The 22,741-nt window shown below is 61.9% G+C and carries 23 protein-coding genes; 15 read left to right on the top strand and 8 right to left on the bottom strand.

The annotated features are described in order from the left end of the window. Positions 1-7 precede the first annotated feature (7 nt). Complete coding sequence (locus ACI2I1_RS02080; RefSeq protein WP_404677712.1) at positions 8-1,003, top strand: lysostaphin resistance A-like protein; 996 nt, start codon at positions 8-10, stop codon at positions 1,001-1,003. 59 nt (positions 1,004-1,062) lie between these two features. Then, positions 1,063-1,815: a siderophore-interacting protein gene (locus ACI2I1_RS02075; RefSeq protein WP_404677711.1), complete on the top strand. Its 753-nt coding sequence runs from the start codon at positions 1,063-1,065 to the stop codon at positions 1,813-1,815. A gap of 9 nt (positions 1,816-1,824) precedes the next feature. Here ACI2I1_RS02075 and ACI2I1_RS02070 read toward each other — a convergent pair whose 3' ends face one another. From ACI2I1_RS02070 to ACI2I1_RS02060, 3 genes are all read right to left on the bottom strand, one after another. Next, on the bottom strand, positions 1,825-3,381 hold the full coding sequence (locus tag ACI2I1_RS02070) for a cryptochrome/photolyase family protein (RefSeq protein WP_404677710.1): 1,557 nt from the start codon (positions 3,379-3,381) through the stop codon (positions 1,825-1,827). A gap of 54 nt (positions 3,382-3,435) precedes the next feature. Further along, entirely contained in the window at positions 3,436-5,010 is a 1,575-nt protein-coding gene (locus ACI2I1_RS02065; RefSeq protein WP_404677709.1) for a tetratricopeptide repeat protein, read from the bottom strand. 177 nt (positions 5,011-5,187) lie between these two features. Then, entirely contained in the window at positions 5,188-7,353 is a 2,166-nt protein-coding gene (locus ACI2I1_RS02060) for a primosomal protein N' (protein ID WP_404677708.1), read from the bottom strand. A gap of 65 nt (positions 7,354-7,418) precedes the next feature. Here ACI2I1_RS02060 and ACI2I1_RS02055 point away from each other — a divergent pair, with 65 nt between their 5' ends. The 5 genes from ACI2I1_RS02055 (at position 7,419) to ACI2I1_RS02035 (ending at position 12,150) form a co-directional block, all read left to right on the top strand. After that, positions 7,419-8,144 carry a DUF4197 domain-containing protein gene (locus ACI2I1_RS02055; protein ID WP_404677707.1) on the top strand — a complete coding sequence of 242 codons (726 nt, stop codon included), beginning with the start codon at positions 7,419-7,421 and terminating at the stop codon, positions 8,142-8,144. Positions 8,145-8,210: 66 nt separating this feature from the next. Next, positions 8,211-8,870 (top strand): fructose-6-phosphate aldolase, encoded by a 660-nt coding sequence (gene fsa / locus ACI2I1_RS02050; protein ID WP_404677706.1) that lies wholly within the window; start codon positions 8,211-8,213, stop codon positions 8,868-8,870. Between the two features lie 10 nt (positions 8,871-8,880). Beyond that, positions 8,881-10,707, top strand: a complete 1,827-nt coding sequence (gene cobT / locus ACI2I1_RS02045) for a cobaltochelatase subunit CobT (RefSeq protein ID WP_404677705.1) — start codon at positions 8,881-8,883, stop codon at positions 10,705-10,707. Then, positions 10,704-11,354, top strand: a complete 651-nt coding sequence (locus tag ACI2I1_RS02040; protein WP_404677704.1) for a hypothetical protein — start codon at positions 10,704-10,706, stop codon at positions 11,352-11,354. The genes cobT and ACI2I1_RS02040 overlap by 4 nt, the downstream gene beginning before the upstream one ends. Before the next feature lie 121 nt (positions 11,355-11,475). Continuing rightward, a complete protein-coding gene (locus ACI2I1_RS02035) occupies positions 11,476-12,150 on the top strand; it encodes a nitroreductase (RefSeq protein ID WP_404677703.1) in 675 nt (224 codons plus the stop codon). 183 nt (positions 12,151-12,333) lie between these two features. Here ACI2I1_RS02035 and ACI2I1_RS02030 read toward each other — a convergent pair whose 3' ends face one another. After that, positions 12,334-12,855 (bottom strand): hypothetical protein, encoded by a 522-nt coding sequence (locus ACI2I1_RS02030; RefSeq protein ID WP_404677702.1) that lies wholly within the window; start codon positions 12,853-12,855, stop codon positions 12,334-12,336. A gap of 172 nt (positions 12,856-13,027) precedes the next feature. On the opposite strand from ACI2I1_RS02030, the gene cysS reads away from it, so the two are divergent. Further along, positions 13,028-14,479 (top strand): cysteine--tRNA ligase, encoded by a 1,452-nt coding sequence (gene cysS / locus ACI2I1_RS02025; protein ID WP_404677701.1) that lies wholly within the window; start codon positions 13,028-13,030, stop codon positions 14,477-14,479. Positions 14,480-15,383: 904 nt separating this feature from the next. Continuing rightward, complete coding sequence (locus ACI2I1_RS02020) at positions 15,384-15,668, top strand: hypothetical protein (RefSeq protein WP_404677700.1); 285 nt, start codon at positions 15,384-15,386, stop codon at positions 15,666-15,668. 1,078 nt (positions 15,669-16,746) lie between these two features. Here the strand turns inward: ACI2I1_RS02020 and ACI2I1_RS02015 are convergent. Next, on the bottom strand, positions 16,747-17,217 hold the full coding sequence (locus ACI2I1_RS02015; RefSeq protein WP_404677699.1) for a hypothetical protein: 471 nt from the start codon (positions 17,215-17,217) through the stop codon (positions 16,747-16,749). Positions 17,218-17,458: 241 nt separating this feature from the next. On the opposite strand from ACI2I1_RS02015, the gene ACI2I1_RS02010 reads away from it, so the two are divergent. Beyond that, the gene (locus tag ACI2I1_RS02010) at positions 17,459-18,397 is read left to right on the top strand and encodes a D-2-hydroxyacid dehydrogenase (RefSeq protein WP_404677698.1); all 939 of its coding nucleotides are present in this window, start codon (positions 17,459-17,461) and stop codon (positions 18,395-18,397) included. 39 nt (positions 18,398-18,436) lie between these two features. On the opposite strand, the gene ACI2I1_RS02005 is transcribed toward ACI2I1_RS02010, so the two are convergent. Together ACI2I1_RS02005 and ACI2I1_RS02000 are read right to left on the bottom strand one after the other, a co-directional pair. Then, positions 18,437-18,796, bottom strand: a complete 360-nt coding sequence (locus ACI2I1_RS02005; protein WP_404677697.1) for a hypothetical protein — start codon at positions 18,794-18,796, stop codon at positions 18,437-18,439. Next, positions 18,786-19,070, bottom strand: a complete 285-nt coding sequence (locus tag ACI2I1_RS02000) for a hypothetical protein (protein ID WP_404677696.1) — start codon at positions 19,068-19,070, stop codon at positions 18,786-18,788. Before ACI2I1_RS02000 ends, ACI2I1_RS02005 begins: the two co-directional genes overlap by 11 nt. A gap of 202 nt (positions 19,071-19,272) precedes the next feature. Between ACI2I1_RS02000 and ACI2I1_RS01995 the strand changes: the two genes are divergently transcribed. The 4 genes from ACI2I1_RS01995 (at position 19,273) to ACI2I1_RS01980 (ending at position 21,911) form a co-directional block, all read left to right on the top strand. Next, complete coding sequence (locus tag ACI2I1_RS01995) at positions 19,273-19,926, top strand: helix-turn-helix transcriptional regulator (protein WP_404677695.1); 654 nt, start codon at positions 19,273-19,275, stop codon at positions 19,924-19,926. A 99-nt stretch (positions 19,927-20,025) separates the two neighbouring features. Then, the gene (locus ACI2I1_RS01990; RefSeq protein WP_224811935.1) at positions 20,026-20,388 is read left to right on the top strand and encodes a hypothetical protein; all 363 of its coding nucleotides are present in this window, start codon (positions 20,026-20,028) and stop codon (positions 20,386-20,388) included. 24 nt (positions 20,389-20,412) lie between these two features. Beyond that, positions 20,413-21,192: a hypothetical protein gene (locus ACI2I1_RS01985; RefSeq protein ID WP_404677694.1), complete on the top strand. Its 780-nt coding sequence runs from the start codon at positions 20,413-20,415 to the stop codon at positions 21,190-21,192. Positions 21,193-21,269: 77 nt separating this feature from the next. Further along, the gene (locus ACI2I1_RS01980; RefSeq protein WP_404678312.1) at positions 21,270-21,911 is read left to right on the top strand and encodes an MBL fold metallo-hydrolase; all 642 of its coding nucleotides are present in this window, start codon (positions 21,270-21,272) and stop codon (positions 21,909-21,911) included. Here the strand turns inward: ACI2I1_RS01980 and ACI2I1_RS01975 are convergent. Beyond that, the gene (locus tag ACI2I1_RS01975) at positions 21,908-22,306 is read right to left on the bottom strand and encodes an MAPEG family protein (RefSeq protein WP_221542969.1); all 399 of its coding nucleotides are present in this window, start codon (positions 22,304-22,306) and stop codon (positions 21,908-21,910) included. The two genes, ACI2I1_RS01980 and ACI2I1_RS01975, sit on opposite strands and share 4 nt — an antisense overlap. 249 nt (positions 22,307-22,555) lie before the next feature. Between ACI2I1_RS01975 and rpmF the strand changes: the two genes are divergently transcribed. Then, the gene (gene rpmF, locus ACI2I1_RS01970; protein ID WP_224811933.1) at positions 22,556-22,738 is read left to right on the top strand and encodes a 50S ribosomal protein L32; all 183 of its coding nucleotides are present in this window, start codon (positions 22,556-22,558) and stop codon (positions 22,736-22,738) included. Positions 22,739-22,741 lie beyond the last annotated feature (3 nt).

Genomic DNA, 22,741 nt, shown 5'->3' with positions numbered 1-22,741 from the left:
GGTCGAAATGGACGAGACAATCACACCGCAGCCACAGCCTGAAGCGGCGCAAGGCCAGGCAGGCAAATCGAAGGCGCGGCGGTTCTTCGATTTCCCGCTGATCGCGCTAATATCCGGACTGCTTAGCTTCGTCGCCGCCGGGATTACCATCGGCATGGCGCTCTATGCCGTCGCGGCGATTGCCGGGATTTACGACATGGAGACAGCGCCTGTCTGGCTGACCGATTATCTCACCGCGATCCTCATGGCCGTGGGCGCCGTGATGGTGGCCAAATTCTCGCTGCGCCATCTGGGTGAGGAACCGCGCGACGACCTGCCCTTCGATGCCCGCGCGCGCGACTTTTTCGTCGGGCTGCTGTTCGCCGCCGTACTGATGAGCCTGATGGTCGGCATCGCCGCGCTGCTGGGCGCCTACCGGATCGACGGCTGGGGCGGCAGTACCTCCTTCCTGATGCTGTTGCTGATGGCGGGATTTCAGGCCGCCTTCTTCGAGGAGATCCTGTTCCGCGGCGTGATCTTCCGCTTTCTGGAGGAATTCTTCGGCAGCTGGATCGCCCTGCTGATCTCGGCGCTGCTCTTCGGCCTCGTCCATTGGAGCAATCCCAACGGAACGCTGCTCGCGGCGCTGGCGATCGCGCTGGAGGCGGGCATCCTGCTCGGCGCGGCCTACATGCTCACGCGCAATCTGTGGCTGGCGATCGGCCTGCACTGGGGCTGGAACGTGGTGCAGGGCTATATCTGGGACGTGTCGGTGTCAGGCATCGCGGTAGATGGGCTGGTCGATGCCAAGCCCATGGGCGATCCGCTGCTGTCGGGCGGGGCGTTCGGGCTGGAAGCATCCGCCATCGCCATGGTGATGGCGACCGCGACGGGCATCTGGCTGCTCGTGAAAGCGGTGCGTATCGGGCACATCGTGCAGCCCTGGTGGGTGCGCCGCAGGACGGGCGTAGCGCTGCCGACCTCTACCCCTCCTATCTCGCCCACGCTTTCGGTGAAGCGGTGAGCGAGAAAAACTGTGCTACGGCCCCTTGAATTGCGAACCGTTCGCAATAAATGGGGGCGATGACGACAAGACCAGAACCCCGCACGCTCGAAGTGCTCAGCTCCGAAACTCTCTCGCCCTCCATGCACCGGCTCGCCCTCGGCGGGGCCGGGCTGGTGGGTTTCCCCGGAGGCCAGGCGGGCGGTTACATCAAGCTGATGTTGCCGGCAGAGGGCGAGCGGCCGCTCGTGCGGACCTACACGATCCGCCGCCAGTCGCCCGAAGCGCTGACAGTCGACTTCGCGCTCCATGGCCAGGAGGAGGCCGGACCGGCAACGCGGTTCGCGCTCGAAGCACAGCGCGGTGCCACCGTTCAGATCGGCGGACCGGGTCCGGCGAAGCCGTTGCCGCAGGGACGGGATTTCTATCTGGTCGCAGGCGACATGACGGCCCTGCCGGCGATCGGCGTCAATCTGGAAGAACTCGACCGGGGAGCAAAGGGTCACGCAGCGATCGAGATACAGTCCGAAGCCGACCGCCAGCCGATCGACGCGCCGCCCGGGGTGACGATCGAATGGATCGTGAACCCGCAGCCGGGGCTCGCGCCCGAACTGCTGGTCGAAGCGATGCGAGCGGTCGAATTACCCGATGGCGATGTCGCGGCATGGGCGGCATGCGAGTTCTCCTCGATGCGGGCGTTACGGGAGTTCTTCCGCGGCGAGCTGGGCCTTGGTGGAGACGATCTCTACATCTCCAGCTACTGGAAGCATGGGCTCGAGGAAACGAAGCATAAGGTGCTCAAGCGCGAGGATGCGGAGGCGCAGGCGGCCTGAACTGGCGCGTCAGCTGCGCGCCCAGTCGCTGTCGGCGGGGGTGAGCGTGTCCAGGAACGCCTCGGCGCTGTCGAGATATTCCTGGCGGCGATCTTCGTCCATGCGGTCCCAGGTCGAATAGATCCGGCCGATGCGGTGGTTCTTCTCCAGCCGGTCGCGGTGGCGGTCCATGAAGTGCCAGTATAGCGGGTTGAACGGGCAGGCGCCGTCACCTGTCTTCTTGCTGGGCGAATAGGCGCAGCCCGAGCAGTAATTGCTCATCTTGTTGATGTAATTGCCGCTCGCCGCATAGGGTTTGGAGGCCAGCTTGCCGCCATCGGCATAGAGGATCATCGCCGCCACATTGGGCAATTCGACCCACTCATAGGCATCGGCATAGACGACCAGATACCAGTCCTGCACCGCGCGCGGATCGATGCCCGCCAGCAGAGCGAAATTGCCCAGCACCATCAGCCGCTGGATATGGTGCGCATGGGCATTGTCTCGGGTGGAGCGGATGGCATCGGCAAGGCAGGCCATGCCGGTCTCGCCGGTCCAGTAGAAGTCGGGCAGGCCGCGCTGGGCGTTGAGCGCATTGGCCTTCTGGAGGTGCGGCATCTGGTGCCAGTAAAAGCCGCGGACATATTCGCGCCAGCCGATGATCTGGCGGATGAAGCCCTCGACCGAATTGATCGGGGCCTTGCCGTCCTTATAGGCCTTCTCGGCGCGCTGGCAGAGCTCCAGCGGGTCGAGCAGGCCGAGATTGATGCTGATGGACAGCATGGAGTGAAAGAGGTCGTCCTCACCCGCCACCATCGCGTCCTGATAGGGGCCGAAGCATTCGATGCGTTCGGCGAAGAAGGCGTCGGCGGCTTCCTCCGCCTCGTCGCTGGTGACGGGCCAGCGGAATGTCTCGAGACTGCCGAAGTGATCGCCGAAGCGGTCCTCGACCAGTTCGATGCACTCCTGCGTGATCTGGTCAGGCTCGAACTTCGGGCGTTCGGGGGCGGAGAGGCCTTCCTTCGGCGGTTTGCGGTTTTCGCTATCGTAATTCCACTCGCCGCCTTCGGGCTTGTCGCCGTCCATCAAGAGACCCGTCTTGCGGCGCATGTCGCGGTAGAAATACTCCATGCGCAGCGTGTCGCGGTCTTCCGCCCAGTCGTCGAATTCCGCCTGGGTGCAGATGAAGCGGTCGTCGCGCAGGATTTCGACCTCGCAGGCGAACTTGTCCGCCCACTGGTCCATCTCCTCGCGCACCCGCCACTCGCCCGCCTCGACCACGCTGACCAGCCGCGGCGAATGCTCCTCGATGGCGCGGGCGACCTCGCCGGTGAAGCTGCCCGCGTTGCCATCATCGTCCAGCTTCACATAGTCGACCGTCCACCCCGCGTCGCGCAGCTCTTCGGCAAAGTGCCGCATGGCGGAGAAGATCAGCACGATCTTCTGCTTGTGATGTTTTACGTAAGTGGCCTCGTCCCACACCTCCATCATCAGGATGACGGTATCGTCTTTGGTGCGGCCCCGGATCGAGGCAAGGTTGCGGGTCAGCTGGTCGCCAAGGATCGGAACGAGAACGGGGCCGGACATCGCCTGTCACAATGCCCGACTTTGTCGAAAAGGTCCTGGAAAGAGATTCGCTTGTCAGGAATCAACACGAAGATCTTCTTCCTCGTTTTCGTCATCGTCGATCTTGGGGCGAAGTTCTTCCATCAGCGCGGCGCTGTCGCCAGCCTCTGCCTGCCTGACCATCTCGCGAAGTTCATCAATTTCTTCGCCACTGGCGTGGGGAAGATTGACCACCGGGCCAAGAATGATCAGCGCCTCGCTGTCTCGCTTCTCCAGCAGGAGCAGATAAGCGAGAGAACGCCGTATGCCGATATCGAATGGCGCAATCCGAAAGGCCTGTTCGAGACCGACGCGTGCATCTTCCGGTATTTGTTCACCTGCGTAGACGAATGTATCGAAATACCTCTTCAGAATGTCCGGACGCTCGGGGTTGATCTGGTTGGCGGCTATTAATTGTCGGCGAGCTTCAGCAATCTTGGCAGGGTCTGATTTCGCATCCTCCAATGCAATTTTCGCAAGATAAAGATATGGGCGTACCGTATTAGAATCGGACGCCATGAGGCGGTTGGCCAGTTCGCTTGCCGCAGTATATTCTTCCGCGTCAAATTCAGCTTCCATGGCTGCATCGATCACTTCAGGTGACTTAGGATAGCGGGATAACAGATCACGTGCTCGAGCCGCGACGTTGGGCGCACCTCGCTTAGTCACTCCCGCAGTTGAACGTATATGAATAGGCATCGCTGCCGCCTCCGCTTCGTCCAGCTGCGTCAATTCGATGTCGGGCGCACTCCCAGGGGGAAAATCAACAGCGATAGCGCGGGCCCTGCCACGATGATATTTTTCCAACTCGCGCTGAAGTACGTCAAGGTCTCCAAAAGCCTGACGTGCAGCGTCAAGATTGGGTGTGCCTGCGGTCACCAATCTCAGATAGTTAGCGAGCTGACCTTGGCGAGACGGTTCAAAGGAAAGGTAACTCGTAAACATCCAGCCATATGCATATTGCCTTGCAACATCCATTCCGGAAACTCGGCCTTCTTCGGTGTCGAGATCGAGAATGTCTTCGACATCAAAACTCAGCTCGCTCAGTACGAAGTTGCGATAGCGAGGCGGTTCTCCAAGATTGAAGCCACCCTCATTAAACCGGATCGTTGCGAAAAGCTCTGCAAAGCCTTCGCTATACCAGAAGGGGTAGGCTGCAGGAGCATGCTGACGCGAAAAATAATGTGTATATTCGTGAAAGAGCACTTGGCCAGGGCTCAATTCTTCTCCGGTGCTTTGCCGCGTTCCTCGCCTGCCACGAGAACGGCGTTCTTCTTCTGCAGGAACGAAGGCTACCGAATTTCCGGCGCGTGGAACGAAAAACCCGGCCACGCCATCCGAATTTGCCAGATCGCCGACGTCATCAATGGTACCTGTCTGATAGATCGTCACTTTCTCGCTTTCAGCCACTTCCCCTTCATCGATCGGAAGCCCTCTAAAAAGTCTCAGTGATTGGTCCAGCCGTTCCAAGCTGACCGCTACGTCACTTGCCATTTCCCGGCCACCTTCAGAAACGACTTTAAAATGGTCGCTTTCTGCTACCCACCAATCTTCGGCGTGGGCTGGTGTGGCGACAACGGCGGCACCAATTAAAAGTGCTTTTTTGAACATGTGCGGACCCCTCTCAGTATAATTAGAATAATGTCGAACCGCAAAGCCGTATGCCGTACAGCCAACAGGGCTGATCAATTGCGAAGAACGGTTCTCTGGCGTTAGTTTCGCCCCCTGAAGTGTCAAAAAGTACAAATTGCACAGGTGAATGCAAGGGTGAATTCGCCCTCACGTGCCTCAAACGAAACTGTACGGGTCCACATCAACCGCCACGCGCACTCCTGGGGGATGGTCGATGCGGGCCAGCCAGCGGCGAATCACTTCCTGTAATTGCACGCTGCGCCGGGCGTTCATCAGCAGGCGGTAGCGATAGCGGCCGCGCAATTGCGCCATGGGTGCGGGTGCGGGGCCCAGGATCATGCAGTCGGCGACATCGGGGCGCGTATCGCCGATGCGGCGGGCGGCCTCGCGCGCTTCGGATTCGTCTTCGCTGGAAACGATGATCGAGGCCCAGCGACCGAAGGGCGGGGCGCCCGCATCGCGGCGCATCTCGGTCTCGGCGGAATAGAAGGCGTCGCGGTCCCCGGCGGCGAGCGCGGCGATCACGCTGGCTTCGGGATGGCGGGTCTGGATCAGCACTTCGCCCGGTTTCGCCCCGCGGCCCGCACGGCCCGCCACCTGCGCCACCTGCTGATAGGTCCGCTCGCCCGCGCGCAAATCGCCCCCTTCGAGGCCGAGATCGGCATCGACCACGCCGACCAGCGTTAGTTCGGGAAAATGGAAGCCCTTGGTGACAAGCTGCGTGCCTACGATCACATCCACCTCGCCCGCATCGACCTGCGCGATGAATTCCGCCGCGCGGCCGGGGGAATTGAGCGTGTCCGAAGTGGCCACGAACACCCGCGCTTCAGGCAGCCGCTCGGCCACTTCATCCGCAATCCGCTCTACCCCGGGACCGCAGGCGACCAGGCAATCGGGCTCGCCGCATTCCTGGCAGGCGGCGGGGCTGGGCGCTTCGTGGCCGCAGTGATGGCAGGCGAGGCGGCGGGTAAAGCGGTGCTCCACCAGCCAGGCGCTGCAATTGGGGCATTGATAACGAAAGCCGCAATTGCGGCACAGCGTCAGCGGCGCATAGCCGCGGCGATTGAGGAACAGCAGCGATTGCTCCCCGCGCTCCAGCCGTTCGGCCACCCCGTCCACAAGCCGCTGCGCCAGCCACATGCCCTGCGGCGGCTTTTCCTCGGTCAGGTCGATGATGTCGATGCTGGGCAATTGCGCGCCGCCGAACCGGCTCGGCAGATCGACCTTCTCGTAAATCCCGCTCTCGGCCATCTGCAGGCTTTCGAGCGCGGGCGTGGCGCTGGCGAGGATGATGGGAAACTGTTCGAAATGGGCGCGCATCACGGCCACGTCGCGCGCGTTGTAGCGCACGCCGTCTTCCTGCTTGAAGCTGGTTTCATGCGCTTCGTCGACCACGATCAGGCCGAGCCGGGCGAAGGGCAGGAACAGCGCCGACCGCGCGCCGACGACCACTTGCGCCTCGCCGCTGGCCACGGCGCGCCAGGCCCGCCGCCGCTCGGTCGATTTCAGCGAGGAGTGCCACAGCACCGGCACCGTGCCGAAGCGTTCTTTGAAGCGGTGGAGGAAGTTTTCCGTCAGCGCGATTTCGGGCAGCAGGACCAGCACCTGCCGCCCCATGCGCAGCGCCTCGGCCACGGGTTCGAAATAGGTTTCGGTCTTGCCCGATCCCGTGACCCCATCGAGCAGGAAGGGCGCGAATTTCCTGTCGCGCACGGCCTTGGAAAACAGGTCCGACGCCTCGCGCTGCTGATCGCTCAATTCCACAGCTGCGAAATCGGGCCGCGCTTCGGGATAGGGGCGGTCGCAATCGACCTCCACCGGCTCCAGCACGCCCTGGTTCACGAGGCCCCGCAGCACGCCTTCGGATACGCCCGCGATCCCCGCCAGTTCGCGGATGGTCGCCTGTTCGCCGTCCAACGCCTCCATCGCCGCTTCGCGCTGCGCGGTCATGCGTTCGGGCATTCCCCCGGTCAGGCGATATTCGGTGATGCTGGCCGGCCCTTTCAGCGCACCGCCCGAAGACAGCGCCATCCGCGCCACGCTGGCGAGCGAGGCGACGTAATAATCGGCCGTCCATTCGATCAGCCGCCGCAGGGGCGCGGAAAGCGGCGGGATCGGAAACAACCCCCTGAGGCCGCGCAATTTCTCCGCAGGAACGTCCGTCCCGGGAAGCCGTTCAGCCTCCCAGACGATCCCCACCACGGTGCGTGGACCCAGCGGGCATTCCACCACCTGGCCGAGTTCGACGTTCATGCCATCGGGCACCTTGTAGTCGAGCGGGCCCAGCGCGGCATTGAGGACGAGGCAGCGGACGCGGTTCATTGAGGCGCCATATGGGCGGGGTAGAGTGCAGGAAACAAGGGTGGGACTTTGTGAGGAGTGATAAAATGACAGATATTCTCGTGAAACCCGCCGCGCGCGCTTCGATGCTGGAACAGAGACACGGGCGGCGCGCCTTCCTTGGCGGGCTGTCGCTCGGCGGGGCGGGGCTGGCGCTGGCGGGCTGTGCCAGCCTGCCCGGATTCAGCATGGTCGATGCCGCGCAGCGCATTCTGTTCCTGTCCACCGACCGCGCTTTCGGGCGGATGCTCAATTCGGGCGGCTTCTGGGATCAGCAGGTGGCCACGCTCGGCCTCAACAACCTTCTCGGCACGCGGGGCGATGTGCTGTCGCGCATCCTCACCTCGGCCCTGTTCAAGGACCGCCTGCAGGATGCCTTTGCCGATATCGCCTATGACGGTGCGCAGCGCGCCGCGCCGCTGGTGACCGATGCGGTGCGCACGATCGGCATCCAGAACGCAATCGATCTGGTCAATGGCGGGCCGACCGCGGCGACCGGTTTCCTGCGCGATTCGATGGGCCGCGCGCTGATCGATGCCATGGTGCCCGAACTGGGCGATGCCATGCACGTGGCGCAGGATCCGCTGGTCGGCGAGCTGGTCTCTGCACTGGCGGGCCGCAATTTCGCCGATGCCACCGCGCGCTTCGCCAACAATCTCGACGATACGATCTGGCGCGAGATCGGGCTGGAGGAAGCGGCCATCCGCCGCGATCCGCGTTCCACCCGCGATCCGCTGATCATCGGCGTGTTCGGCGGGGCCTCGCGCCTCTAGCCGCCGCGCACCCCAATCGCTAAGGCTGCCGGGGAATCGCAAATCGCTTCCCCGGAGCCTGATCACATGAAATTCTTCGTCGACACCGCCGACATCGCCGACATCAAGGAAATGGCCGACACCGGCCTGCTCGATGGCGTCACCACCAACCCCTCGCTCATCGCCAAGTCGGGCCGCGACTTCATGGAAGTGACCAAGGAAATCTGCGATCTCGTGGATGGCCCGGTCAGCGCCGAAGTCGTCGCGCTCGATCACGATACGATGATGAAGGAAGCCGAAACGCTGCGGAAGATCGCGGACAATGTCTGCATCAAGGTGCCGCTGACGATCGACGGCCTCAAGACCTGCAAGAAGCTGACCTCGGACGGCACCAAGGTGAACGTCACGCTGTGCTTTTCCGCCAATCAGGCACTGCTGGCCGCCAAGGCCGGCGCGACCTTCGTGTCGCCCTTCGTGGGCCGCCACGACGATAATGGCCTCGACGGCATGGAACTGATCGCCGCCATCCGCCACATCTATGACAATTACGATTTCGGCACCGAAATCCTCGTCGCCAGCATCCGCAACCCCGTTCATGTGCTGAAAAGCGCGCTGATCGGCGCCGATGTCGCGACCATGCCGCCTGCCGTGATCAAGGGACTGTTCAAGCACATCCTGACCGACAAGGGCATCGAAGGTTTCGTCGCCGACTGGGAAAAGACTGGCCAGACGATCCCGACGTCCTAACTAGGAAACCATGGCAGACCAGACCCCCCTCGACCTGTTCAAGCAGGCGCTGACCGGCACGGCCCGCGCAATCGCGCAAGAACCCGAGGTCGAGGTGGCCTGGAGCGCGGACAGTCCCGCCCAATCGGGCAAGAACTTCCGCGTGCCTCTGCCCGGCCGAACGCTTCCGCCCGAACAGGCGCGGGAAGCGCGCGGTTTTGCCGACAGTTTCGCGCTCAAGCTGCGCCATCATAACGAAAGCGTGCACGCCAAGGGCGCGCCGCCCGAACCGATCGCGCGCGCCTGCTACGATGCGATCGAGCGGGTGCGGTACGAAGCGATCGGCTCCACGCGCTTTTCGGGCATGAAGGGCAATCTCGATGCCGCGGTGGAATTGCGCACGGCCAGCGATCCCATCGCGCGCGCCAACGAGGCGAAGGAAGTACCGCTGCCCACCGCGCTCTCGCTCATGCTGCGCGAGGCGCTGACGGGCGAGGCTATCCCCGAACGCGCGCAGCACGGGGTCGAGCTGGTGCGCGAGGAAATCCTGTCGCGCATCGGCACGGATATGGAAGGCCTCGCGGGCGCGCTGGATGATCAGCGCGCCTTCCAGGATCTGACACTCGACATGCTGCGGCATCTCGAACTCACGCTGCCCGACACGCCCGAGGACGAGAGCCGCGACGATGGCGAGGACGAGGAAGGCGAGGCACCCGAGGAAGATCAGGATTCCGACGAGGAAGACGACGGCGAGGCCCAGCCGCAGGAAAGCGATGCGCGCGGCGAAGTCGTCGACGGCGAGGCTGACGGCGATGCCGAACAGGACACCGAGGGCGAGCAGGAAATGTCGGACGGCGATCCGTCGGACGAGGAGGGGGAAGGCATGCAGCCCGTCCGCCCGAACCGCCCGTGGACCGACCTGCCCGAAGATTTCGACTACAAGCATTATACCGACAAGTTCGACGAAGTGATCGAGGCGCCCGAGCTGTGCGATCACGAGGAACTGGACCGGCTGCGCACCTATCTCGACAGCCAGCTGGCGGGATTGCAGGGCGTGGTGACACGGCTCGCCAACCGGCTCCAGCGCCGCCTGATGGCGCAGCAGAACCGCAGCTGGGATTTCGACCAAGAAGAAGGCATGCTCGATGCCGCGCGGCTGACCCGCGTGGTCGTCAGCCCCGGCCATGCGCTCTCCTACAAGATCGAACGCGATACCGAGTTCAAGGATACGGTCGTCACCCTGCTGATCGACAATTCGGGGTCTATGCGCGGACGCCCGATCTCCATCGCCGCGATCAGCGCCGATATCATGGCGCGCACGCTCGAACGCTGCGGGGTGAAGACCGAAATCCTCGGCTTCACTACCCGTGCGTGGAAGGGCGGGCAGAGCCGCGAGGCATGGCTGGCCGACGGCCGCCCCGCCAATCCCGGCCGCCTCAACGATCTGCGCCACATCGTCTACAAGAAGGCCGACGAGCCATGGCGCCGCGCGCGCCGTAATCTCGGCCTGATGATGCGCGAAGGCCTGCTGAAGGAAAACATCGACGGCGAGGCACTTCTCTGGGCGCACACCCGCCTGCTCGCCCGCCCCGAAGACCGCCGCATTCTGATGGTGATTTCCGACGGCGCCCCGGTCGACGACAGCACGCTTTCGGTCAATCAGGCGGGCTATCTCGAAAGCCACCTGCGCAAGGTGATCGACTGGATCGAGAAGCAGTCCCCCGTGCAATTGGTCGCCATCGGCATCGGCCATGACGTGACCCGCTATTACAAGCGCGCGGTGACGATCATGGACGTGGAACAGCTCGGCGGCACGATAGTGGAGCAGCTTGCAGGACTGTTCGAGGTCGAGGGGTGAGCGATGGCTTCACTGGAGAAGAGCTCGCGCAGCAGCGCGGCTCCGCGAATGAGCCAAACTGGGATGCATTCGTAAACAAGGTCGGAGGATACAAAGTTTCGGATCGATATCCGCAGGCTGACTTCGAAAACGCCGACTACGTTTTTCCCGATCAGAAAGTTGTGATTGAACTCAAGATAATTGAAAACGAGATTGATAAGACTGACCAATTTCGGGAAAAGATGAACGCTCTATCGGCGCGTCTTTTCGAGAAGCACAAAAAGACGCCGCTGGCGCTCGATCCGAAAGTCACTGCTCAGTATCTTAAGGGCTTCATTGGGTTATTCCGCTCGCCAATTGCCCGCATTGGGAAGAAGGCGAACAGCCAGATAAAGACTACTAAATCGACATTGGGTCTAGAGGATTATCAAGGGGTTTGGCTACTCGTTAACGATAATCTTCGCGAGCTCGCGCCCGAGCCGATGCTCCACACGCTAGGGCGAATTTTGAACGGCTCATACAGCTCAATCAATGCCTGCATTTATCTCACAAATCACTACGTCATAGTGCCCGGTGACGAGTACGGCCGAATTCTCTGGGCGCCTCTCTATCAAGCAAAAAAAACAGGTCAGCTTCGTGATTTTGTCAATTGGCTGGGGAGAGAATAATTTGATTACGCGACAGAAATAGGTGATCCGTCAGATGATCGCATTGAGACTGATGAGTACGATCTCACTGGTTCAAAAGCAGCTGGGGCAAAGTTCCCTCCAATCTAATTGTCGAGGCTTTATGACCCCCACCGAAGCTGTCCAGACCCGCCGCTCGATCCGCAAGTTCACCGATCAGCCGGTGGACCGCGAAACGCTCACCCGCGTGCTCGAAAAGGCCCAGCGGGCGCCTTCGGGCGGGAATACGCAGCCTTGGCACGGCATCCTGCTCACCGGTGAACCGATGCAGGCGCTGTTCGACCGGATCGCGCAGGAATTTCCCAAGGGGCGCGAGGCGCATAAGCCCGAATACCACATCTACCCGCCGGAGCTGGACGGCGCCTATGAACAGCGCCGGTTCGGCGTGGGCGAGGACCTCTATGGGGCGCTCGACATCTCCCGCGAGGAGAAGGGCAAGCGCCTGATGTGGTTCGCCGAAAACTTCCGCGCGTTCGGGGCGCCGGTGCTGATGCTGGTCCACACGCCCAAATACATGGGCCCGCCGCAGTGGAGCGATATCGGCATGTGGCTCCAGACCATCGCCCTGCTGCTGCGCGAAGAGGGGCTCGACAGCTGCTTCCAGGAAGCATGGGCGATGTATTCCCCGCAGATCCGCGAGATGGTCAGTATCCCGGAAGACCACATTTTCTTCTGCGGCATGGCCATCGGCTACCGCGATAAAGGTGCGGCGGTGAACAATTTCGACGTGAAGCGCGCCGGGTTGGACGAGGCCGTGCGGTTCGAGGGGTGGGACTGAGCCTTACCATCCGGTCCTTGGGTTGAGATTTCGGTCGTTGGATTGCTTCGCTTCGCTCGCAATGACGTCGTTATAAATCTCACCCTTCATTGCGAGGAGCGGAGCGACGCGGCAATCCATGGCCCGAGCTACCCCACAGTGTAAGAAGGGGCGCCGCTTCTCCAGCCCCCGCACCCTATCCGCTCAGTAAGCGCAGACCGAGAAATCGCTGCCGCTCCAGCACGCCGGGTCCTGCGCCGAGCGGGTGGCCTGGCCCCAGCGCGAATTGATACCGTCGGAGGTCATGCCGCGCACTTCGGCGGTCTTGCTGTCGATCTTCGACACGCTCACGCTCAGGATGCGGCCGTAGATCGCGCCGTCGCCCGAGCGCGACATGAGGGTGAAGCCGCCGTTCGACTGGGGCGAGAACTGGCAGGGCGCGTTCAGCACTTCCTCGCCGCCGCTCACGATCTCGCAATCGACGATGCGTTCGCCGGTTGCAGGGGCCGCAGTGCTGGTTTCGCTTGCGGCGTCTGCGCCCGTTTCACCGGCGGGTTCCGCGACGTCCTGCGTCCCGGCGCCATCGGCAGAGGTTTCGGCCGCGGTATCGGGCATGGCGCTGTCGACAGTCTCCACATCGTCTGCTTCCGGAGTATCGGCGTCTTGCGACGAGCAAGCGGTGGCAAGAATTGATGCGCCGAGAACAAGTGCTAGACGGTTGATCATGTAGGCTCCGGTAATAACGGCTTCGAACGGTGTGAAGTATTTCGAAGTAAAGGATGAGACCTGCCAACGGGGGGTGGCGGGTTGTGTTCCGACGGCCGAGGCGCATTGGCGAATAACGCCGCCGCAAGCGGTAGCAATTGACCCGCGCGCCCGCTGCCGCCAAACGCCATCCATGACCGAAACCCCGCTCAAGCTGTTCAACTCGCTCACCCGCCAGATCGAGACCTTCACCCCCGTCCATCCCGGCGAGGCGCGGGTCTATTCCTGCGGTCCCACGGTCTACAACTACCCCCATATCGGCAATATGCGCGCCTATGTCTTCGCCGACATCCTGGGCCGCACGCTCAGCTGGAAGGGCTACGATCTCACCCACATCATCAACATCACCGATGTCGGCCATCTGACCGACGACGGCGATGCGGGCGAGGACAAGATGGAGAAGATGGCGGCGCAGAAATCGCAGTCGATCTGGGACATCGCCAAGCACTATACCGAGGCCTATTGGGAGGATGTGCGGGCATTGAACATCCGCCAGCCGGCCAAATGGTCGGTCGCCACCGATTACATCGACGAGATGATCGACTTCGCGCAGGGCATTGCCGACAAGCATTGCTACGAACTGGACAGCGGCCTCTATTTCGACGTCTCGACCGTGGACGATTACGGCAAGCTCGCCCGCGCCGTCACCGAGGAAGGTGAAGGCCGCATCGAAACGGTCGAAGGCAAGCGCAATTCCGCCGATTTCGCCATCTGGCGCAAGACGCCAGCGGGCGAGACGCGGCAGATGGAATGGGACAGCCCCTGGGGCAAGGGCGCGCCCGGCTGGCATCTGGAATGCTCGGTCATGGGCGGCAAACTGCTCGGCTTCCCCTTCGACATCCACACCGGCGGCATCGACCACCGAGAAATCCACCATCCCAACGAGATCGCGCAGAACCAGGCGCATTGCTGCACCGGTGGGCTGGGCGAGGCCGAGAACAGCGGCGCGCGCATCTGGATGCACAACAATTTCCTGGTCGAACGCAGCGGCAAGATGTCCAAGAGTTCGGGCGAATTCCTGCGCCTGCAATTGCTGATCGACAGGGGCTACCATCCGCTCGCCTACCGCATGATGTGCCTGCAGGCGCATTACCGCAGCGAGCTGGAATTCAGCTGGGAAGGGCTGGGCGCCGCGCTGACCCGGCTGAAACGGATCGTGATGGCGGTGGAAAAAATGCGCGTGGCGAATAGAGGTTCTGATTTTGACGTTCAGCAGGCGATTAGCTCGCGGATGAAACGCTTTGATGAGGCTATCTCTGATGATCTGAACACTAGCGTGGCTCTAACTTTGCTCGAAGGCACGATACAAGCTGCCATTGGACAGCAATCTGCTGAGGCTTCCTTAGAAAAAATGGACGAAGTCCTGGGGTTGGGGGTACTGAATCTTACCCGCGAAGACCTGCGCATCCGTCCGCAATCGGCCGAGATCGAGGAAGAGGAAATCGAAGCCGAAATCCTGCGCCGCAAGGATGCCAAGCTGCAAAAGGACTACGCCACCAGCGACGCCATCCGCGCGAGCCTTGCCGCCAAGGGCGTGGAAGTCATGGACGGCGACCCGCTGGGGTGGGAGTGGAAGCTGGATTGATTTTTTGGGGGCGCGGCGGGCTGCACAGTCCCCCAATGGATTGCTGCGCTACGCCGGCAATGACGAGGTAAGTTTCCCCCCGTCATTGCGAAGAGCGCAGGCGACGCGGCAATCCATGGCGCGACCTCGCCCCAACCCGCACCGTCTTCCCAAGCCTACGCGGTTGCGTTCCATTGAATCCATTGGGTTACAGGACATGAGGTGACTGACCGAATGTCCGCTCCACAGCCGGAAAGCCCGAAAGCCGCCATCGGTACATCGAGCCTAAGTATGCCCAAATTAACACCGTCGAAGCACCTTCGTATCACTTTTGAGCCGTCGCCAATCGATGCATAGTCTGGGTCGAACTAAGGTTTGCGACTGTTTTCGCACCGTAACGCTCAGTGCGGAGGCTCATTGACTGGTTTACAAAGCTTTTTGCTAGAAACCCTTCTGCTCACGCTCGGTTGCCAATGGCTCTAGCCTGCACTTGTTTTGCGCCGCGAGTAGCAATAAATCGCCTGGGTGACTGTTTTGCGCCTACACAGACTTCTCTTCCGACTGGGATTGCTTTCAATCCTGGTCGCTGTGCTATTTCAGGCCACGCCGTCCTCGGCCATACCGACGTATCGCGACCGTGGATCGGCTTTCGACGCGACCACCTATGAAGTGGCGGTCCTCGTCCAGCGCGATGAGGCATCACACCAGGCTCTTACCGTTGATCCGGTTATTCCGAGACCGCCCGCGCCGGATTCAGAGCAAGCCAATTTTGCTGAGCCGAAGGCTTTCAGCGGCCCTCCGAAGCAGACCGGGCCACCGCTCCTCCGCGGCCGCCACATCCTGCCTCCAACCAGAGCTCCCCCAATATTCACCTGATTGCCGCGTCCAGGGGCGCGATTTCTACGTCCAAAATTCAGGTGAAATTATGTTTGAAAACAAGGCAGATCCTGCCAATCCATCCGCACGCTTCGATAGCATCGAACTCCTGCTGAACCGGTATCCGGATGTAAGCGATGAAGAAGTGGTCCAATTGAAACGCTGGTTTGGCAAGCAGGCCAGCGCGTTCGAAGTCGCCAGCATGGCGAGCAAGAACCCGACGGGATACGCGCAGTTCCGCGCAGATCATATCGACAAATTCAGTATCCTGGAAATGGTCCTGATTGCGCTGTTCGCCGGGGCCATTGTGAGTATCATCGTGCTTGTTCTGTAACCAAGCGCGATAACAAAAGCCGCGCCGGCATTCTTTGATGCCGGCGCGATCATCCAACCTGCCGGAGGGTACGCAAGGTTGTAGTGACGTTCAAATACAGACCGCGCCGTAGGTAACGGCCGAGCGAGAGATTCGGTCAGTCGAAAAGGCCATTGAAGACGGGGCATCCGATCAGTGGTGCGCCAGTACCCAATGCCATAACCATGCTGAGTCCGGTTCTGGCAGGGAACTGGGCGAAGCGGATGATCGGCTAACGACCCTATTGCGGACTCAGGCGCTGACCAGCAATGGAGCGGAGATGAACAGCGGAGCATCGTTATGGCACCTACTTTCGACTGAGCTTCTCAGGGAGCTTTGTGCGATAGAGCTTACTCACACAGTTGGAGTTGGGGTTTCTCATTCGAGACCAATCGAGGAAATCCTCCGGAGAAAGGATCATACTCTCATCTGTCTAGGGCAGGATTTGACGAGGCGAGTGGAGACCGACGCTGATCTAATGGCCGAGGGTGCGTTACTGATTATGTGCCGGCCCGAAGGAGTGGGATACTTTTACAGCAAGGATTCCGAACTCGCCGTGCTCTTGTCGTCAGGCAAGCCGACGCCTGCCGTAGCTACCTTTTCGGACCTATGTAAATTGCACAGTGAGTTCTTAGAGGACGTGGGCGCTTTTTCTGGACCACTGCGGATTTGGCACGATCAGCTGGAGGTCGAGGCTCTTGCTCGCTTAGCTGCAACCAATCCGCCAAAGGAATGGAATTAGAGGGTCTCGGCGAGTTTCACTCTTGCACAAAGCGTCCGCTTCCCACCCAATTTAAGTCATTCCGCTGAAATTGATTTTTGGCCAAAAACTGCCGTAGGACTGAAAAGCTGCCGTTCACAGCTAATTCGTTTTATAAAACAATGGATTAGTCGAAAATCAGAATCCACAACAATTTCATAAAGCAAGTGACAGTTGCACAACATCTGACAAGGCACTGAGTCCATTGCATTTTGGTGCGCGCCGAGTGAGGCGCTAGCGAAAAAGATGTCCAAAAGCTGCCAGTCCGCTAACGACCCTATTGCGGACATTGACTTGCGGCTATTCGACGCACTCGTGGTAGGTGCCGTCGGGGCTTGGCGCGTCGACTATTTTCCAGCGACTGGATGCAGCTGAGAACAGGTCACGACGGAGATTTCCCGTGTCGCTGTCGGACCCGAGCAGATCGTTGTTTCGGAACATCGAAACTCCAACAGACTTCGCGGACGCGGCCCCGATGTTGTTGATCATAACTGGTCCGCTTTCCGACCGCCATCTAGTATCTTCGACCACGAGCGCGAATAGATGCTCTTTCGCGATGGGGCTATCGAGCGCCTCCAAATCTCTGCTGGCCGACTTAGAGTAATCGTCCGTCGTGGAACCATAGCGCGCCGCCACTTGGGTTACGACTGACTTCAAAGCCGTCAAGTCCTCGGTGTCTGTAAGGCAAATTCCGAACTCATCGTAGGGTCTATGGGCCGCGCAAGCCGTTAGCAGGAGAACAGGGACGAAGAGGAGAGCGCGCGCCGTCATCCGGTTGATCTAAGACTATCTTCAGCGAAAGCCAAATGACTGCTAACCACCCAAAATCAGACATTAGGCCTCTTCTCGCACAGCGCCGAAAGCAGCCGTTAGGCGCGAACACCAGCGCGTAACCCTCTTTCCCACGCCACCCTCAACCCACCTCACCACCCCCCAATCCCCACCCCGCACTTGATCCGCGCGCCCGCTTCCCGTCTAGCGGCATCACACAATGGGAAAGAGGGTGCCCCGCATGACCAAAGCCGTGATGTCCGCCATGATCCGTCCGCTGGTGGAGCCGCGTCTGCCTGAATGGGTGGAGCCGCTGTGGTTCGCCAGCAAGGACGAGGCGCTGAAGCTTGCGCCCGAGGCCGAGATCGGCTGGTTCGATCTCAACGAAACCGCACCCATGGCCGAAATCGCGCAGGCGGCGACCAATCTCAAGTGGCTCAATTCGATCTATGCGGGGCTCGATTTCATGCCGCTTGGCCTGCTGGAGGAACGCGGCGTCACCGTCACCAACGGGGTGGGGATCAACGCCATCACCATTGCCGAATATGTCGTCATGCTGATGCTCGCCCATGCCAAGGGATACCGCGAGGTGGTGCGCGCGCAGGACCGGCGCGAGTGGCTGACCGACAGCCCGGGCAAGCGCGAGCTGGCGGGCGAGCGGGTGCTGTTGCTGGGCCTCGGCGCGATCGGCAGCCTGATCAAGACCCGGCTCGAGGCCTTCGACATGAAGGTGATCCCCGTGCGCCGGTCGGGCGGGGAGGGCGCGCTGCGCCCCGGGCAGTGGCGCGAGAAGCTGGGCGAGTTCGACTGGGTCATCCTCGCAGTGCCCTCCACCGGGGAAACCCGCCACATGATCGGCGAGATGGAACTGGCCGCCATGCGCCCCAATGCCGTGCTGGTGAACATCGCGCGCGGCGACGTGGTGAAGCAGGACGATCTGGTCGCCGCGCTGGAGGCGAAGACGATCGAGGCCGCGCTGCTCGATGTGACCGATCCCGAACCGCTGCCCGAAGATCACCCGCTGTGGGGCCTTGATAACGCGCAGGTCACCATGCATTTGTCCGGCCGCGCGCAGACCAAAATGTTCATGCGCAGCGCGGACCGCTTCATCGAAAACCTCGATCGCTGGCACAGGGGCGAGCCGGTCGAACCGCAGATGGATCTGTCGGCGGGCTACTGACCGCGCCCGCCGGGCCTCGCGGGCGGGGGCGCGCGGGGCTCACCCCTCCTCCAGCAGCAGCAGGTCGCATTGCACGACCATGCGTTCGGCGGGCATCAGCCGGTGATCGACCTCCGCGATCCCCGCATCGGCGACCAGCTGGCCGGGAATGGCGAATTCGTGGTCGGGCAGGCAGGCGATGAAACGCTCGGCCGCGGCCACTGCCTCGGCGCCCGCGAACAGCAGCGCCAGCCGGTGGCGGGTGCCGGCGAAGGTGATGCTGGCCCAGGCCTTCTCGGTATGGGCGAGCACCTGCCCGCGGTGGTCGCACAGATCCATCAGCGCCCGGCGCAGATGATCGGTGGCGGACCGGCGAGTACTGGTGCGGGGCGGGGCGGGGGTGCGGGCTTCACTGGACACGGTCGGTTTCCTTCTTGCTGGCGGCGTTGTTGCTTGCGGCTGCGGCCTTGGCGGCTTCGGCTTCCGCGAGCTCGGCGGCGGCGAGGGCGGCTTCCATGACGGCGGCGTCGAAGCCGGACATGAAGCTGCGGATATGCGCCTCGGTGACGCCGCGCGGCTCGCGGCCATTGCGCAGGTCCAGCACGAAGCGCGGATCATGCGCGGCCAGGCGGCCGAACTTGGTCGCCGGCATGGTGTGCTGGCGGAGGAATTTCTCGATGTGGCGGATCAGCATGATCGCGGGGCTCCTCTGAATGACGAATGGGGCGAATCGCTCGCTTTGTTCTCTATTCGTTCCAGCCGAAATCCTACTTGTCTAGGAAAAATCCTATGGTATAGGAATTTTCTTGTAGAGCCTCGGTGTCCGGCCCGATTGCGGCCGATCAAGAGGGTGTTCGGGCGCAAATCCGGAACAGTGGGCAGGAAAGGAAATGGCGATGGCAGAGATGACTTCGGACCGGGCGCGGCTGGTTGAACTGACCGAGAAAAGCCGTACCAGCCTGGCCTCGCTGTCGGCCATGCTGGGCCGCAATCCCAGCTATCTCCAGCAGTTCGTGCGCAAGGGAAGTCCGCGCAAACTGGAGGAAGCCGACCGGCGGAAACTGGCCGAATTCTTCGGGGTGGACGAGGTCGAGCTGGGGGCCGATCCGGACCTGCAACGCGCTGGAAATACGCGGGATTTGCAGGCGGTGGACTTCATCGCCGTGCCCCGCCTCGCGCTCGATGCCTCGGCCGGGCCGGGAGCGTTTTCGGCGGAGGAAATTTCCTTCGACGCCTTCCGCTTCTCGCGCCGCTGGCTGCGCGAAATGGGCCTCGAAGGAGCCGATCTCTCCGCCATCCGGGTCGAAGGCGACAGCATGGAACCCACCCTGCGGAGCGGCGACGAGATCTTCGTCGACCGCAACAAGCGCAGCGGCGAGGGAATCCACGTCGTCCGGATCGGCGACACTCTCCACGTCAAGCAGGTCCAGGCCAGCGCCCCGGGCCGCATCGCGCTGATCAGCGCCAATGAGGCCTATGCCCCGATCGACCTCGCCCGCGAGGAGGTGGAGGTGATCGGGCGCGTGGTGTGGAAGGGGGGCCGGATCTGACGGGCCCGAATAAGCGCGGCGGAACAATCGCTTGCCTCGCCCGTACCGTTCCCAACCCCGCGGGTTGGTGGATCGCCGGGCATTTGTTGGAGAGAAGCGATGAAAAAGACACTTATTCCCGCCGCGCTTGCCGGCACCATCCTGCTCGGCGGCTGCGCCTCTTACGGACAGGGAGGCTATGGCCAAGACGGCGGCGGCCTTGGTGGCGGCATTCTCGGAGCCATCCTCGGCGGCGGTAGCGATTACGGTTACAATGCACGCGGCGATTTCGAGCGCGCGGCAGTGGACGCTTGCGGCCGCGAAGCCTCACGCTATGGCCGGGTCCGCATCGAAAGCGTGAACCAGCAGGAACGCGATTACGTCTACGTCCAGGGCCGCATCGAAACGCGCGACTACAACCGCGACGAATTCACCTGCGTCTTCCGTTCCGACGGCCGGGTCGTGGATTTCCAGACGCGTTAACCTTTTCCCGATAAGGGGCGTGTCGTGACTATCGATGCGCCCCGTCAGGTTCTCGCCAAGGTTGAAGAGGACAATCCGTTCTTCGACATTATCGGCGACGCCTATCGCATCTTTAGCCGCGCGAAGCCCGACAGCACCGAAGTGTGCCAAACTTGCTGTATGGATGGCGCGATCGAAGCCGATTTCTTCAATCCCGATATCGCCGATCTTCCGCTCGACTACGTGCAGGACTGGTATTTCGCGGCCCACCGGCTGCCGGAAATCGCTAAGTCGACCTGGGCATATCTCTTGCCCCGGGTTCTCGAAATTCTCGCCTGTCATTGCGACGTTGCCAGCGTCGGCCCGGAAGTCGCCCTGCAGCGCTTCGAGACGGGCAATCCGGAAAACTGGACGGGTGAGGAATGGGACGTGCTAGACCGCTTCCAGCGGCTCTACCTCAGGCTTCAGCTGGAACGCAGCCGACCCTTCAATATCTCACCGCAGCCGTTGGACGAGGCGATGTGCATGTTCGCTGCTGGCGGCTGGCCCGTCGCCAAGCTCGTCGAACAGATCGATCACGCCCCGGACGAGGTGCTTGCCGCGCGCTTCCATTACGATTGGTGCGAATGCCAGAGACCGGGCGAGGCCAGCATATCGATAAGCGCTTTGTGGCCCGACCAGAAGAACATCGAGGTATGGGACTATTACGTTTCGCCGCGCCTGCATGATCGCATGGCCGCGCTTGGCCTCTCGGAGACCGCGGACCCGGAAATCGCGGGGAAGGCCTTTCGCGTCGCGAGCCTCATCGAGGCGAACTGGGTCTAGCCGGTGGTCACGGCTTGCCATTGCGGCCAGCCGCCTCCACCTATGGTGGCATGACCCAGACAGCTTCCACGCCCCCGATGAAAGCCGGTATCGTGCCGGTGACGCCGCTCCAGCAGAATTGCTCGCTCATCTGGTGCACTGCCACCAACAAGGGCGCGCTGATCGATCCAGGCGGCGATCTCGACAAGCTCAAGACGGCGGTGGCGAATTCCGGCGTGGAGCTGGAGAAGATCCTCATCACCCACGGCCACATGGACCATTGCGGCGAAGCCGGGGTGCTGGCGAAAGAGCTTGGTCTGCCGATCGAAGGCCCGCACGAAGCGGACCGTTTCTGGATCAGCCGGCTCGACGAAGACGGCGCGCGCTACGGCATGAACAGCCAGGTTTTCGAGCCCGATCGCTGGCTGGAGGATGGCGACACGGTGACGGTCGGCGATCTGACGCTGGAGGTCATCCATTGCCCGGGCCACACGCCGGGTCACGTCGTGTTCTTCCACCGGCCCAGCAAGTTCGCCGTAGTCGGAGACGTGCTGTTCCAGGGCAGCATCGGCCGCACCGATTTTCCCATGGGCAACCATCAGGATCTGATCGACGCCATCACCCAGAAGCTGTGGCCACTGGGCGACGATGTCACCTTCATCCCCGGCCATGGTCCCACCAGTACCTTCGGGCAAGAACGCAAGACCAATGCCTTCGTGAGCGATTCGGTGCTGGGTTAGAGCACTCCCATGGCGATCAGCACGGCGGCGATGGCAAGACCCGCCTGCACCAGCATGGTGACGATGACGCCGATCGTGCGCCCCTTGGCCAGCGCGCCGCCGTCCATCCCCAGGCCATGCGCCACGCGGCCCAGCATATAGGCTGCGACCACCCAGGCGAGCCATGGCGCGCCGCGGCCCGACAGTTCGATGGCGGCCACCAGCACCAGAACGAAGCCGGTGTTCTCCACAAAGTTGAGCTGCGCCCGCATCCGCGCGGTGAGCGGGCCGCCGCCGTCATCCCCGATCGAGACATTGTGCCTGATGCGCATCTGGCCGACTCGGATCGACAGCCACAGATTGAGCACGGCGGCTGCCGCAGCGGCGGTCAGGGTGACGGGCAGGACGATATCCATACAGATGATGCTCCACTGGTAATCCGGAAGGGGAAGCGCTAGCCTGCGACCCGCGCGGCAGCAATTGCCAGCAGGCGATCAGGCGATAATCCTCCCCTTCGCTTGCATCCTTCGGAAAATTCGCTATAGCGCGCGCCTTCACCGTCACGGTCGGGACAATGCATTCATCGCGCCTCTTGTGCGATGGTCGCCTGTCCCCTAGGGCGGCCACCGAAATTGACTGAAATTGTTTGAGGAACAGGTGCCGAGATGGCCGTCCCCAAGAGAAAAGTATCGCCCCACCGTCGCGGCAACCGTCGTTCGCATGATTCGCTTTCCGTAGAAGCACATCACGAATGCTCGAACTGCGGCGAACTCAAGCGCCCGCATAATCTGTGTCCGCACTGCGGCTATTATAACGGGCGCGAAGTTCTCGCTCCCGAGGGCCTTTAAGAC

This window comes from Qipengyuania sp. NPDC077563, assembly GCF_044901345.1.
In the GTDB taxonomy this organism is placed as follows: Bacteria; Pseudomonadota; Alphaproteobacteria; order Sphingomonadales; family Sphingomonadaceae; genus Qipengyuania; species Qipengyuania aestuarii.
The sequence above is the reverse complement of the archived record's forward strand: the minus strand, read 5'-3'. Positions and strand labels throughout refer to the sequence as shown.